This window comes from Oceanirhabdus sp. W0125-5 (genome assembly GCF_027938815.1).
Classification (GTDB): domain Bacteria; phylum Bacillota; class Clostridia; order Clostridiales; family Clostridiaceae; genus Oceanirhabdus.
The window spans coordinates 4014931-4030156 of sequence record NZ_CP115913.1 but is presented as its reverse complement, the minus strand read 5'-3'; the positions used below and the strand labels follow the sequence as shown (position 1 = coordinate 4030156).

Below are 15226 nucleotides of genomic sequence, written 5' to 3'. Positions count from 1 at the left end.
CCAAAAAAGTGTTGACATATATTAATATGATGTTTATACTGTATATATAATATATAAACAGTATAAACGGTATGGACAGTGATAAGAATTTACTATGTTCTATGAATAAAACATAAACTAATTAGTTAGGGTGATTTTAGAAATGAAAATTTTAATATCAAATTCAAGTACAATGCCTATTTACGAACAAATAGGTGAACAGATAAAAACCTTGATACTTAAAGGTGAGATAGAAGCAGGAGAACCGCTTCCATCTATTAGAATGTTAGCGAAAGAACTGCATATTAGTGTAATTACAACTAAAAGAGCATATGAAGAGCTTGAGAGAGATGGATATATAGAAACTGTAAGAGGTAAAGGAAGCTTTGTAAAATCTCAGAATCAGGAACTTCTTAGAGAAAAGAAACTAAAGATAATTGAAGATATGCTAAGCAATGTGGTGGATGAATCTAGATTGCTTGGATTAACATTAGAGGAATTGATTGAACTGTTAAGTGTAATTTATGAAGAGGAATAGGAGGAAAAGTAACATGAGTAAGATTTTAGAGGTAAAAAACATTACAAAAGATTATGGGAAATTTAAATTGGATGATGTAAGTTTTTCTCTTGATAGAGGATATGTTATGGGATTTATAGGGCCAAATGGTGCTGGTAAAAGTACAACAATAAAGATGATAATGAACTTAATACGTCGTAATAGTGGTGAAATAAAGATATTCGAAAAGGATAATATAAAATCAGAAAAGGAGATAAAAGAGAAGATTGGTTTTGTTTATGATGAGAGTTTTTATTACCAGGAATTATCTATTAAAGATAATGCAAAGATAATATCTAGATTTTACAGAAATTGGGATAATGCAAAATATAGAGAGTTATTGGATAGATTTAATTTAACAGAAAAGAAAAAGATAAAGGAATTATCAAAAGGAATGAAGATGAAGTTCTCTTTAGCAATGGCTCTATCTCATAACGCTGAATTATTAATAATGGATGAGCCAACGTCAGGTCTTGATCCTGTTTTTAGAAATGAAATACTAGAGCTTTTATATGATGAAATTCAAGATGAAAAGAAATCGGTTTTCTTCTCAACCCATATAACAAGTGACCTTGAGAAAATAGCTGATTATATAACCTTTATAAACAATGGTAAATTAGTTTTTTCTAAGGAGAAAGATGAGATTATGGAGAGTTATTCCTTGGTAAGGGGAGGAAAAGACATTCTGAATAGTTCACTTAAAAATGATTTTATTAGTATAAAAGAAAACTCTTTTGGATTTGAAGGTTTAACTACTAAGAGCAGGGAAATACAAAGAACTTTTAAGGAAAAGGTGGTTATTGAAAAAGCTTCTTTGGAGGATATAATGCTCTACACTATAGGAGGGGAGAAGAGTGCTTAATCTTTTATATAAGGATTTTAAATTACAGAAAATGGGGATTAAGGGATTGTTATTATGCTGCGTAATATTTTTTGTATTAGATCAATCTAATATTGATAATTATATATATGGGATAGTAACACCTATAATAATTTATTCCTATGCTATTGTCGGTATATCATACGATAATTATTTCAGAGTTGAACAAATATTAGTATCATTACCTATTAGCAAGAAGGAGATTGTTTTGAGTAAATATATAAATATTATAATTGCTGCTGTTTTTGGAATTATAATAGCTATTGCTTTAATATTTATAGCAACATTTAAATTGAATATAGCATTCTCAGAATTTTTAGATTTGGAAAGACTATTAGTATCAATTGTGGGTTCGGTATTTGTTGTATTATGGTTGGTACCAGCATATTTAAAGTATGGGCTTATTAAAGGGAAGGTTGTTACTGTGGTTGCTATGATAATCCTTTTTGTGGCAAATATGATCTTTGATGCCTTCAATAATATAAAGCATAATATTTTTGAGAGTAACTATGCAATAGTCATGTTGATAGCTTTATTTCTTATAAGTGTAGTATTATCATACAGTATTTCATCTAAATTATATGAGAGGAGGGAGTTTTAATATGGGCTCTCTTGTAATGAAAGACTTAAGTATGTTGAAATACAAATGGATATTTACTATGATTGCTGTATTGGTTACTGTTTCATATGGTATTGCCAGTGTTTATCAAGGGAGTGCTGATGCTAACACAACTATGGTATTTCAGATAGGATTTAATATGGCAGGAATTTTTACTGTATTTCTATTCTGCGTATTGATGCCACTTGGATTTGAAGAGCAGAATAAAAGTGATATGATTTTAAGGAGTTTTCCAGTAAATAATGGGGATGTAGTTATAGCGAAATATATTTATACTATCTTGATATTCATACTATGGGTATTAGTAAGTAAAATTGGTCCGATAATCTATTTTGGAATTAAGGGTGAACTTACAACTCAAAGTTTTCAATTGGGGTACATTGCTATAGCAGCTGTAGGATACTTGTTTTTAGCATCAATTTATTTACCATTCTATTTTAAGTATGGATATTTAAAAATGAGATTTATTAATGTAATATTATATCTAATGGTAGTACTAATGCCAAATATATTAAAAAAATACTTTTCTTCATTTGATATAAGAAAGTTTATAAAAATCGTGGATAAATTAGTGAGTATATTTGGAAATGTTGAAATTTTTATAGGATGTGTTGTTGGGGTACTCTTCATTATTTCTTGTATGATATCCATGTGGGTAGGGAATTATAGGGAAATATAAAATCAAAGAATAAAGAACAGCGAATAATGTTTATAATATAGCAAATTAGAAGGAACCTAAGGGTTCCTTAACTTTATTTTCTCTCTACAATTTCACCACTATTTTTCAAAATACTCTTTTCTGGAATATAACCCCTCACAGAACATAATGGATAAACAATACTATCTTTTCCTAATATCGTCCCTGGGTTCAAAACTGTATTGCATCCTACTTCCGATGAATCACCTAAAATTGCACCAAATTTCCTTAAATCAGTTTCAATAATATCTGTACCATATTTTACTTTTACTAACGTCCCATTAGACTTTAAATTAGAAGTTATTGCACCTGCCCCCAAATGGGATTTATACCCTAATATTGAATCAGCAACATAATTAAAATGGGGAACCTGCACTTTATTAAAGAGAATTGAATTTTTAATTTCAGTTGAGTTTCCAACGACAACATCATTACCAATAATAACATTTCCTCTAATGTAAGCGGAATGCCTGATTTCGCAATTATAGCCGATAATCGCTGGACCTTTTATCAGAGCACTTTTTTCTATAGTAGTGCCTTTGCCGACCCATATAAATTCCTCTATTCTTTCAAAATCATTTGGCAGAGTTTTGGCGTACTCAAGTATGAAAGTATTAATTCTTGTAAGAACTTCCCAAGGATGCTTAACCCCTCTAAATATTGCTTGTGCGTCTAATTCTTTCAATGTAAAAAGTTCATTAACGGAAATGCCCATCATAATCCTCCTTAATTTATTTATCAATATTCTACTATTACCATATCATTGCTAAATTTCTATTACTGCAAAATAAAAATGTTATCGTGCATTAAGTATATCAATCCAATTATATCAAAAAAATGCAAAAGCTTCTATGAAACAATCGAAATTTATTCATCTAAGATAGAGTCAAAAATAAAAGCTTTTCTGCACGTAGCAGAAAAGCATTCATATTTTTTCTTTCTTCTTTTATCTTTATTCTTTATTTTTTATAAGTTTCAATAACAATATCCTCAATAACAATATCTTCTATGGGTTTACTTCCTTCTCCAGTCTTAACTGCAGCGATTGCATCTACTACATCCATTCCTTCAAAAACTTGACCGAATACAGTATGATTATAGTCTAAGTGAGGAGTTCCTCCTATTTCTTTATATTTATTAATTGCAACTTGTGGATAAGAAGCTTCACCTATAGCCTCCATATCTCCAATGAATTTCTCAGGACGAACTTCTGTAGCCTGAACAATAAAGAACTGACTTCCATTTGTGTTAGGTCCTGCGTTAGCCATAGAAAGGGCTCCTCTAAAGTTATGTAATTCTCTTGTAAATTCATCTTCAAATGGTTTGCCCCATATACTTTCTCCACCAGTACCGTTCCCTTTAGGATCTCCACCTTGAATCATAAATTCATTCATAACTCTATGAAATATCAATCCATCATAATAGTTGTTTTTAGAGTGAGTTATGAAGTTTTCAACAGCTTTTGGAACAAATTCTGGGAAGAAACGAATTTTAATTTCACCCATGTTGGTTTTCATTACTGCATATTCTTCTCCTTCTTTCATTTCAGAGAATTGTGGAAGAGCGAGTAAAACAGGAAGTTCTGGTTCTTCTTCTTTTTTAGCAGAATCATTCTTAGCTTCTTCAGTTTCATTTTTCTCATTATTCTTTTGTTCATTTTTTGTAGTATTTTTATTGGAATTATTTTTTTGTAAATCATTCTTCCCGCAACCAGTAAATAAAAGTGTTGCTATACATATTAGTGCAATTGTCTTCTTTAGCATGATAACATTCCTTTCTTAACTATACACATATTTTAATGTGATATAATTTTTGTATATCATAAATTATATCATTACATAGATTAACTTCAATATTTTTACCTAAATTTATAAATAATTTTTCATAAATAGATTGTATATATAGAACAATAATTAGCTGATTTTTCATAATTGCACAAGTATTTTAAAATTAAATACGAAAATACTTTGAAAAAGTTTGAGAATAGTATATAATATAAGCGAATAATATTTTGTGAAAATGATAAAATATTCGTGTGGAGGGATGGTTGTGCTTAATAAGGGTAAGGAAGTATTCATTGAAAAAAAGAATGGGTTTAATAATGAGAGTGTTATTTTGAAGGAGCAACTTAAAGAGGTATTTAATATTGAGCTTAGCGATGTAAGAATTATGAATAGATATTATATAAAAGGAATTAATGATGAGGAATTTGAGTTAGTATCAAAAACACTCATTGGAGAGAAGAACATTGAAAAGATTCAAGAAGAGCTTGGTGATATTCAAGGATATACTACAATACATGTTGCATACCTTAAAGGGCAGTTTGATCAGAGAGCTGATTCAGCAGAACAGTGTATAAGACTTCTGTATCCAGAGAGAGAACCTGAAGTTGAATGCTCTAAAGTATATTTTTTAAAAGGTGAAATAGAAGAGAGTGAGTTTGAGAAAATAAAGGAATTTTTAATTAATAAAGTGGATAGTCATGAAATACCACTTGGCGAATTAAACATACAAGTGAAAGAGAATATTCAAGTTGATGATGTTAAAGTGATAGATGGATTTATAAATATGGATAATACGCAGATTCAATCATTCATTCAAGATATGGGATTATCCATGACTAAACGAGATGTTAAACATATTGTAGAATACTTTAATAGTATAGATAGAAATCCTACAGTAACAGAAATAAAAGTATTGGACACATATTGGTCGGATCATTGCAGACATACAACATTTAATACATTAATTAATAATATTGAGATTGAAGATGGTTTATACAGTGGAATAATTAAAGATACACTTAATGAATATGTGAAAGTAAGAGAAGGGGTATATGGAGACAAGGAAAGAGGAATTACCCTTATGGATCTTGCTGTAATTGGAATGAAGGAAATGAAGAGAAGAGGAAAACTCGATGACCTTGATATATCAGAAGAAATAAATGCGTGTTCAATTAATATAGTGGTGGATAATAATGGCGAGGATGAAGAATGGCTGTTAATGTTTAAAAATGAAACACACAACCACCCTACAGAGATTGAACCATTTGGGGGAGCTTCGACTTGTCTTGGAGGAGCAATAAGAGATCCATTATCAGGAAGAAGTTACGTTTATGCAGCAATGAGAGTGACAGGAAGTGGTGATCCAAGGGAATCTATTGAAAGTACATTAAAAGGAAAGTTACCTCAAATTAAGATAACAAGAGAAGCTGCTAGAGGGTATAGTTCTTATGGAAATCAGATTGGTCTTACAACAGGATTAGTTCATGAAATTTATCATGAAGGTTATAAAGCTAAGAGAATGGAAGTAGGTGCTGTAGTAGGAGCTGTTCCTAAGGAGTATGTTAGAAGAGAGACTCCTGTTGAAGGAGATAGAATTATCCTTATTGGAGGAAGAACAGGAAGAGATGGAATTGGAGGAGCTTCAGGGTCATCTAAGGTTCATGATGAGAAATCTATTGATGAGTGTGGAGCAGAGGTTCAAAAAGGTAATCCTCCAACTGAGAGAAAGATTCAAAGGTTATTTAGAGATGAGAGAGTATTAAAGCTTATTAAGAGATGTAATGATTTCGGTGCAGGTGGAGTATCAGTAGCAGTAGGTGAGATTGCAGATGGATTAATAATTGATCTTGATAAGGTGAGAAAGAAATATGATGGGTTAGATGGAACAGAACTTGCAATATCAGAATCACAAGAGAGAATGGCTGTAGCTGTAAGTGCTTGTGATGTTGAAAAATTTATTGAACTTGCAGATGAAGAGAATTTGGAAGCATATGAAATTGCAGAAGTTACAGAAGAAAGAAAGCTTATTATGAAATGGAGAGGGAAGAATATTGTTGATATTCATAGAGATTTCCTTGACACAAATGGAGCTTCTAATGAAACTGATGTTTTTATTGAAATGCCTGCTGAATTTGAGCAGCAACAAAATTCAGATGTAAATACTAATTCTCTTTGCAGATTTGAGAGTCATGTAAAAGATATAAATAGATGCAGTCAACAAGGTCTTATAGAGATGTTTGATAATTCAATAGGTGCAGGAACGGTGTTAATGCCATTTGGCGGAAAATTTGAAAAAACACCTATCCAAACAATGGTTCATAAAATACCAGTTAAAGGTGGAGAAACATCAACTGTTTCTGCAATGAGCTTTGGATTTAACGTGGGACTATCTGAATGGAGTCCATTCCACGGAGGAATTTTTGCAGTTCTTGAATGTTTATCAAAACTTGTTGCAAGCGGTGTTGATTATAAAGATGTAAGATTTTCTTTCCAAGAATATTTTGAGCGCTTAGGAGAAGATAAGAAAAAATGGGGTAAACCATTTGCCGCATTATTAGGTGCTTTTAAATCACAATTAGAATTTGAAACTCCAGCTATTGGTGGAAAGGATAGTATGTCAGGAACATTTAAAGATATTCATGTTCCGCCAACTCTTGTTGCTTTTGGGGTAGGTACAGGTCATGTGGATAATATAATTTCACCAGAATTCAAAGGTGTTGGGTCTCAAGTTATATTATTTAAAATACCAGTAAATGAGCAGTATATGCCTGATTTCAATAAAGCAAAAGAGGTGTATAGTAAAATTAATTCTCTAATTAAAGAGGGGAAAATTGATAGTGCATATGCTTTAAGCGGAGATACTTTGGAGAGTTCTTTAAGTAAAATGACTTTTGGAAATAGAATTGGAATAAAGCTTAATAAAGAAGAGTATTCAAAGTTAATGCAGGAGAAATTAAATGGATCTATCATTTGTGAAATACCTGAAGAGTATTCAAAAGAGATTGAGTTATTACTAAGTGAAGGTAATGTAATTCAACTAGGTGCAACTTCAAGAGAGTATTCTATTTACCTAGAAGAAGAGGTTGTAAAAGGTGAAGAACTGCAAAAAGAATGGGAACAGCCATTAAAGCCAATATTCTCTGTAGAGCCTAAGGAATCAGAAGTGGATTTAAGCATTCTTGAAAGTAAATTTAAGAAAGAAATCTATGTTAGTGATAGAGAAAGTAGAAAGCCAAAGATTTTAATACCTGTATTCCCAGGGACAAACTGCGAATATGACTCTAAAGCTGCTTTTGATAAAGCCGGTGGAGATGCAAAGTTACTTGTATTTAAGAACTTAACTGAACAACATATAAGAGAGTCTATAGAAAAGCTGAGAGAAGAAATAAATAGAAGTAATATAATAATGCTGCCAGGAGGATTCAGTGCTGGTGATGAGCCTGATGGTTCAGGTAAATTTATATCAGCAATATTTAGAAACCCTGTAATTAAAGAAGGTGTTATGGAGCTTCTGTATAAAAGAGATGGATTAATGCTTGGTATATGTAATGGATTCCAGGCCCTTGTAAAACTAGGATTAGTTCCATTTGGTGAAATAAAAGAGGTGGATGATAACAGTCCAACTTTAACGTACAATAATTCAGGTAAGCACATTGCTAAGATGGTGAAAACTAAAATAATAAGTAATAAATCTCCTTGGCTTAGTGGGGTAAATGTAGGAGATATCCATACAATACCTATATCACATGGTGAAGGTAGATTTGTAGCAAATGAAGCAGTATTAAAATCTCTGATTGAAAATGATCAGATTGCCACTGCTTATCATGGTAGCAATCCTAATGGATCTTCTTTAGGAATTGAAGGTGTTACAAGTCTTGATGGAAGAGTATTTGGTAAAATGGGTCATTCAGAGAGAATAGGAAAAGGATTATACAAGAATATTCATGGTCAAATGGATCAGAAGATATTTAAATCTGGAGTGGAGTACTTTAAGTAACTTAGAATTGTGAATTGAAAAGATGGATGTTTCGGACTTGTGTCAGGAACATCCATTTTGTTTTTTTTTTTGAATAATATGTTTCTACTTGATTTAGCTGGGGTAAAATATTGTGTTCTTAATTTTGATATGTTTTAGAATGTATGTAATAAATATTTTATGTAAGTGAGTTTTTCACACTTAGTATATCTATAGTTTTTCAATGATAACTTGTAAATATCTGAATATAATAAAGCCCCTACTCTATTTGGATTTCGTAGGGGTATACTTTTTAGTTATTCTTTTCATTAGTTAATTTATAGTACATAATCATAAATACTAACCCTATAAGGCTCATCGCTGAACATGTTATAAATCCCATCTCCAAGGAGAGGTCAGCCGTTTTTCCTATAATAATATTTCCTAAAGAGGCTATTAGACTTCCTGTCATAGAATATATTGATAATATTGTAGCTCTATTTGAGGTTCTAATAGTTTTATTTTTAATAGCAATTTCTATTGGACCTATCATTGCTACACTGAGTGATATTAAGATAATTGTCATAACACTCAAAATGGGATTAGATGTGAAAATTAAAACTATGCAACATAAAACTACTAAAAAAATCAAGATTATTATCGCTTGGCAACTGCCTAATTTTTTGCTCAAATAATTAGATTTTACGGAGAATAGTCTAATCAACTGTATTCCGGCTAAAATAACACCAAAGTATTTTGCATCGATACCACTTTTTAAGTATTGAGACTGATTTAAGAAAACTGTTACTGCTTGGAAAACCTCAATAATTAGGGCAATGGAAATAATAAACATAATGATTGTTTTATCTCTAAAAGCTTGTTTTAAACTCTCTTTGAACTTAGGTTTTTCTTTATTATCAACCTTAACTTCTACTAGAAATAAGGTTAATACTGCTGCTAGTGCATAGGGAAAAATAGTGAACAATGCTGTATAATCAAGTGATATCCTTACTATAAATGAGGATAAAACTGAAGCTAATAAGAATCCCAATGTTCCAAAAGCACTATATCTGCCAAAAACTCTTTGAGCTTCATCTTCATCTATTGATGAATATATAAGGGCTGTGTCACAACCCGATAAACCTGAGAATACTATTGACAGCATTAATCTTTCAAGTAAAAATAACACAAATGAACTAGACAGGTAGAAAACTATTTTAGATGCAAAAAATAATGCATTAACAAATATCAATGTTTTTTTATAACCAAATTTATCTGAAAACCAACCCCAGGGAACTTCTAGAACAATAATCAATATCCAGGATATGGATTCAATAAGGAATATTTGAGACATAGAAAGACCCCTAGCTTGCCTATATAGTGTAGCCACGGGACCATAAAAGACAAAACCTTGCAAAAAAATAATTACATACATTAAGTAAATATTTCTCTTATTATTCAATTTAGAACACCTCCGAATTTATATAACAAAAAAACTTATAGATATTAGAAACTTCTTTATACTAATAAGTTTCACAATATTGAATAAGTAACTTTATAAAATAAATTGGTTGTTTTCTAAATTGGACGATACATAGCAAGGCCTCCGTATAAAATTTGTATTTATATATATATTATATATATATTATACAAATTTTTTTATTTTAAATCAAATACAAAAAGTAATTTTAATAACTTGAAGTAATTTGGAAGTTTTAAAATATAACTTTTTAAATTACTTAAATTCATTAATATTTAATCAGAGTATTGCACTTTTTTCAAGAGCCTAAAAAGCTCAAAAGCATAAGGTGTCCTTATGCTTTTGAGCTTTTTACTTTCTTTATTTTTATTAAAATGTCCTGAACAGTGATAATTCCCTGTTGTGCAGACCACATTCCAAATGCTTTGTCATTATCTTTACTACTACTTATGGAGTCTATAAATTCCTTCTCTCTTATTGAAAGAATTTCTGTGAGCTTCACATCTTCGTTAGGCATAAGGGTAGCAAGCTTTTTTCTTAATACGATTATTGCATCCTCAAAATTTTTGTTCATCTCTTCTTTACGGTTGCTTATATTACGTTTTGATACATAAATGAAGATTATACCAATTGTAATAAAAACTAATGCCGTAGCTAGTTTATCCATGTTCATCACGACCTTTCATGTCATCTTTAGATTTCTTAGTAGAAAATTAAAGTTATTCAAAAAAATCCACAGTAAAATTTAAAGTATAAAGAACAAATAATTATATTTAATCTATTTGAATAAAATGATTTCTAAACTAGAATATCTATATAAATTATATCACTATTTGACCTTTATTGTCACACTTTTAAGGTACAATACTTTAATGTGTCGCAGAATTATAAAATAAGAAAATTGATTAACATTCGTATTATAACGAATAATATTTAAAAAAATGAATAAAATGTATTGAATTTATCTTTTTTTAGTGTTATTATTTTGTTAAACAATAATCGTGAGGTGATGGGAATGAAGGTAGCAATTTTTTTCGGTAGTAAATCAGATACAGAGATCATGAGGAAAGCAGCAGACATTTTAAAACAATTTAATATAGAGTATAGGGGATATGTATTATCTGCTCATAGAGTTCCAGAAAGACTTTGTGAGGTGTTGGTTGAAATAGAAAATGAAGGTTTTGAGTGTATAATTGCAGGAGCGGGACTTGCAGCACACTTACCAGGAGTAATAGCTTCAAAAACAATATTACCGGTTATTGGAGTGCCATGTAATGGAGCATTAGATGGAATGGATTCTCTTCTTTCAATTGTTCAAATGCCAAAACCAATTCCAGTAGCAACAGTAGGAATCAATAATGCATTTAACGCTGGAATGCTTGCAGTAGAGATACTTGCAATTAAGTACCCAGAGTTAAAAGAAAAGTTAATTGAATACAGAAGAGTTATGAAAGAAGATTTTATAAGAGAAAGTGAAAAGGGGTGCGATTTATAATGGAAAATAGAGAGTTTTTATATGAAGGTAAAGCAAAGAAAATTTATAACCATGATGAGGATCATGTAGTTATTTACTATAAAGATGATGCAACAGCTTTTAATGGAGAGAAAAAAGCTGAGATAATGTCAAAAGGAATACTAAACAATGCAATAACTACTTCATTATTTACTATGTTAAATGAAAAAGGAATTAAAACTCACTTTGTAAAGAAACTTAGTGATAGAGAGCAACTTTGTCGTAAAGTTGATATCATACCATTAGAAGTTATCATAAGAAATGTTGCAGCAGGTAGCATGGCTAAGAAGTACGGTGTTGAAGAAGGAAGAAAACTTAGCACAACTGTTTTTGAGTTAAGTTACAAAAATGATGATCTTGGAGATCCTCTAATGAATGCTTATCATGCAGTAGCATTAGATTTAGCAACATTCGAAGAAATAAATCACATAAAGGAAACTGCTTTAAAAGTTAATGAAATTTTAAAAGAATTCTTCCTTGAAAGAGATATCACATTAGTTGATTTTAAATTAGAGTTTGGAAAGAGTAATGGAGAAATTTATTTAGCGGATGAGATTTCACCAGATACATGTAGATTCTGGGATAAGAATACTGGCGAGAAGATGGATAAGGACAGATTCAGAAGAGATCTTGGAAATGTTATTGAAGGATATGAGAAACTGTTAGGTAGATTATAATATTATTAAAAAGTCACGGTCAAAAAATAATTTAGGTTATATTAAGGGTATAGCATAAATTTACTTGGAGGAAATTATGGACAAAGATAAATTTCAAGATGAATGTGGTGTTTTTGGAATATTTAATATGGGGAATGAACAAATAAATACAGGTAAGATGACATATTATGGTCTCTATGCTCTTCAGCATAGAGGCCAGGAAAGTGCTGGAATTGCCACGGTCGATGGGGAAAAGATGAAGTCTCATAAAGGTATGGGATTAGTAGCAGATGTATTTAATGAAGAAATATTAGAAGGACTTCAAGGGCATGCCTCCATAGGGCATGTTAGATATTCTACAGCAGGTGGGAGCAATGTGGAAAATGCTCAACCACTAATAGGTCAATTTAAGTTGGGAGATATCGCTACAGCACACAATGGGAATCTTGTTAATGCTGATATATTGAGAGAATTATTAGAAGATTCAGGACATATGTTTCAAACATCTACAGATTCAGAGGTTATACTTAAACTTATTGCTAGAAAAGCGAAAAAGGGAATTTTAAAAAGCGTTGTAGATACTATGCAAGCAATCAAAGGTTCATATGGGATGGTATTTTTAACAGATGAGTTTCTTATTGGGGTAAGAGATCCAAATGGTATAAGACCATTATGTTTAGGTAAATACAAAGAAAGTTATATTATTACTTCTGAGAGCTGTGCTATAGATGCAGTTGGAGGAGAATTTTTAAGGGATATTGAACCAGGGGAAATTGTTATTATAGATAAGAATGAAATTAAATCCATTGAGATTCAAGAAAAGGTAAGCAAATCAATATGTGCTTTTGAGTATATTTACTTTGCTAGACCAGATTCAATAATGGATGACATAAATATTTATGAGTCAAGAGTAAGAGCAGGGAAAAGATTATTTGAAGAAAAGCCAGTAGAGGCTGATGTTGTGGTTGGTGTTCCAGATTCAGGTATACCAGCAGCTTTAGGATTTTCTGAAGCATCAGGTATTCCATATGCTTTAGGATTAGTTAAAAACAGATATGTAGGAAGAACTTTTATAACTCCTGATCAAGAGACTAGAGAAAGGGCTGTATCTGTTAAGTTAAATGTTCTTAAGAGTAATGTAGAAGGTAAGAGAGTTGTTCTTATTGATGATTCTATTGTAAGAGGTACAACATCTAAGAAACTAATTGAAATATTAAAAAAAGCAGGTGCTAAAGAGGTTCATTTGAGAATTTCATCACCTATGGTAAAATACCCGTGTTATTTTGGGATAGATACTCCTTATAGAAAGGATCTAATTGCATCTAGTTGTGATGAGCAAGAAATAAGCGAATTCATTGGAGCAGATTCAACAGGTTATCTTAGTATCGAAGGACTTCTTTGGTCATTAAATGGTAAGAAGGAATTCTGTTTAGGATGTTTTGAAGGTGTTTATCCAGTCAACCCTTCTAAGATATAATAAAAATTGAAACTATATAGAATGGAGAATAATTATGGAGAATAATAAGATTTCATATAAAGATGCTGGTGTAAACATTGAAGAAGGATATAAAGCTGTTGATAAAATAAAGGGAATGGTTAAAGATACGTTTATCCCTGGTGTAATGAACAACATAGGAAGCTTTGGAGCGATGTTTAAGTTGCCAGAAGGACTTAAAGAACCTATATTGGTTTCAGGAACAGACGGTGTAGGGACAAAATTGGATATAGCATTTAAACTAGAAAAGTACGATACAGTTGGAATTGACTGTGTGGCTATGTGTGTTAATGACATTCTATGTCACGGAGCAAAACCACTTTTCTTTTTAGATTATGTTGCATGTGGAAAACTTGATGCATCTGTTGCAGAACAAATTGTAAAAGGAGTAGCTGATGGATGTAAAAGTTCTACATGTGCGCTGATTGGTGGAGAAACAGCTGAAATGCCTGGTTTCTACGATGAAGGAAAATACGATATGGCAGGATTTGTGGTTGGAGTAGTAGATAAAGAAAATGTAATTGATGGTTCAGATATTTGTGAAGATGATGTTCTTATCGGATTATCATCATCAGGTGTACACAGTAATGGATTTTCTTTAGTTAGAAAATTAATTAAGGATTATAGTGAAGAGTTTAATGGTAAGAGTATAGGTGAAGAATTATTGACGCCTACAAGAATATATGTAAATTCAATTTTAAAGTTAATGCAGCAGTTTGAAATTAAAGGAATGGCACACATCACTGGCGGTGGATTTTATGAGAATATTCCTAGAATGTTCAAAGGTGACTTTATGGCAGTAGTAAACAAAGAAAGTTATCCACTTCCAAATATATTTAAACATCTTATGGATTTAGGTGTTGAAGAGGATGAAATGTATCATACCTTCAATATGGGAATTGGATTTGTACTGTGTGTTAATAAGAATGATAAAGATGCTGTAATTAAGACTTTAATTGAATTAGGTGAAAAGGCATATGAGATTGGATATGTTCAGAGAGGTGAAGGGTTATGTTTAAGATAGCTGTCCTTATATCAGGTGGAGGAACTAATCTACAAGCCATAATTGATAGTATTAAAAATAACGAGCTTGAATGTTCAATTGAATATGTTATAAGCGATAACAAAAATGCTGGAGGTCTTTTAAGGGCTGAGAGAGAGAATATAAAAACTGTTGTTTTTGATAGAAAAGAATATTCTCGTGAGGAAATTAGTAACAATGTAATCGAAACAATTCATGGAAAAGTAGATTTGGTTGTACTAGCAGGATTTCTCACAATATTAAGAGGGGATATTATTAAGAAGTTCAATAATAAAATAATAAACCTACATCCATCTTTAATTCCAAATTTCTGTGGAAAAGGAATGTATGGAGATAGAGTCCATAAAGCAGTTCTAGAAAGTGGAGTTGAAAAAAGTGGCTGCACAATGCATTTTGTAGATGAGGGAACTGATACAGGACCAATTATCCAGCAGGCAGAGGTTAAGGTGGAAAAAGATGACACAATAGAATCTCTTAGAGCTAAAGTTAATCGTGAAGAGCATAAATTAATTGTTAAGGTTATTAAGCAATTGATTGAGGATAATCAGGAATAACATATATTTTATGGAG

At 31.2% G+C, this 15226-nt stretch carries 14 protein-coding genes; 10 read left to right on the top strand and 4 right to left on the bottom strand.

Annotated elements, in window-relative coordinates:
- Positions 1-142 precede the first annotated feature (142 nt).
- Genes OW730_RS18855 through OW730_RS18840 form a run of 4 tightly spaced genes read left to right on the top strand, consistent with a single transcriptional unit; the run spans position 143 to position 2713 of the window.
- Positions 143-517, top strand: a complete 375-nt coding sequence (locus OW730_RS18855; protein WP_271225603.1) for a GntR family transcriptional regulator — start codon at positions 143-145, stop codon at positions 515-517.
- A 13-nt stretch (positions 518-530) separates the two neighbouring features.
- The gene (locus tag OW730_RS18850; protein WP_271225602.1) at positions 531-1397 is read left to right on the top strand and encodes an ABC transporter ATP-binding protein; all 867 of its coding nucleotides are present in this window, start codon (positions 531-533) and stop codon (positions 1395-1397) included.
- Positions 1390-2016 (top strand): ABC-2 transporter permease, encoded by a 627-nt coding sequence (locus tag OW730_RS18845; RefSeq protein ID WP_271225601.1) that lies wholly within the window; start codon positions 1390-1392, stop codon positions 2014-2016. The genes OW730_RS18850 and OW730_RS18845 overlap by 8 nt, the downstream gene beginning before the upstream one ends.
- A 1-nt stretch (position 2017) precedes the next feature.
- A complete protein-coding gene (locus tag OW730_RS18840) occupies positions 2018-2713 on the top strand; it encodes an ABC-2 transporter permease (RefSeq protein WP_271225600.1) in 696 nt (231 codons plus the stop codon).
- A 73-nt stretch (positions 2714-2786) separates the two neighbouring features.
- Here the strand turns inward: OW730_RS18840 and OW730_RS18835 are convergent, their stop codons facing one another.
- Entirely contained in the window at positions 2787-3446 is a 660-nt protein-coding gene (locus OW730_RS18835) for an acyltransferase (protein ID WP_333781230.1), read from the bottom strand.
- A 244-nt stretch (positions 3447-3690) separates the two neighbouring features.
- Positions 3691-4494: a peptidylprolyl isomerase gene (locus OW730_RS18830; protein WP_271225599.1), complete on the bottom strand. Its 804-nt coding sequence runs from the start codon at positions 4492-4494 to the stop codon at positions 3691-3693.
- 286 nt (positions 4495-4780) lie between these two features.
- Between OW730_RS18830 and OW730_RS18825 the strand changes: the two genes are divergently transcribed.
- Positions 4781-8512, top strand: a complete 3732-nt coding sequence (locus tag OW730_RS18825) for a phosphoribosylformylglycinamidine synthase (protein WP_271225598.1) — start codon at positions 4781-4783, stop codon at positions 8510-8512.
- 271 nt (positions 8513-8783) lie between these two features.
- Here OW730_RS18825 and OW730_RS18820 read toward each other — a convergent pair whose 3' ends face one another.
- Together OW730_RS18820 and OW730_RS18815 are read right to left on the bottom strand one after the other, a co-directional pair.
- Entirely contained in the window at positions 8784-9932 is a 1149-nt protein-coding gene (locus OW730_RS18820) for an MFS transporter (RefSeq protein WP_271225597.1), read from the bottom strand.
- A gap of 352 nt (positions 9933-10284) precedes the next feature.
- A complete protein-coding gene (locus OW730_RS18815; protein ID WP_271225596.1) occupies positions 10285-10617 on the bottom strand; it encodes a hypothetical protein in 333 nt (110 codons plus the stop codon).
- A gap of 348 nt (positions 10618-10965) precedes the next feature.
- Between OW730_RS18815 and purE the strand changes: the two genes are divergently transcribed.
- The 5 genes from purE (at position 10966) to purN (ending at position 15210) form a co-directional block, all read left to right on the top strand.
- Positions 10966-11445, top strand: a complete 480-nt coding sequence (gene purE / locus OW730_RS18810; protein WP_271225595.1) for a 5-(carboxyamino)imidazole ribonucleotide mutase — start codon at positions 10966-10968, stop codon at positions 11443-11445.
- The gene (purC, locus tag OW730_RS18805) at positions 11445-12140 is read left to right on the top strand and encodes a phosphoribosylaminoimidazolesuccinocarboxamide synthase (RefSeq protein WP_271225594.1); all 696 of its coding nucleotides are present in this window, start codon (positions 11445-11447) and stop codon (positions 12138-12140) included. Before purE ends, purC begins: the two co-directional genes overlap by 1 nt.
- A gap of 76 nt (positions 12141-12216) precedes the next feature.
- Positions 12217-13596, top strand: a complete 1380-nt coding sequence (gene purF, locus OW730_RS18800) for an amidophosphoribosyltransferase (protein ID WP_271225593.1) — start codon at positions 12217-12219, stop codon at positions 13594-13596.
- Between the two features lie 34 nt (positions 13597-13630).
- Complete coding sequence (gene purM, locus OW730_RS18795) at positions 13631-14638, top strand: phosphoribosylformylglycinamidine cyclo-ligase (RefSeq protein WP_271225592.1); 1008 nt, start codon at positions 13631-13633, stop codon at positions 14636-14638.
- Positions 14626-15210, top strand: coding sequence for a phosphoribosylglycinamide formyltransferase (purN, locus tag OW730_RS18790; RefSeq protein ID WP_271225591.1), 585 nt, complete (start codon positions 14626-14628; stop codon positions 15208-15210). The genes purM and purN overlap by 13 nt, the downstream gene beginning before the upstream one ends.
- The last annotated feature ends 16 nt before the right edge of the window (positions 15211-15226 follow it).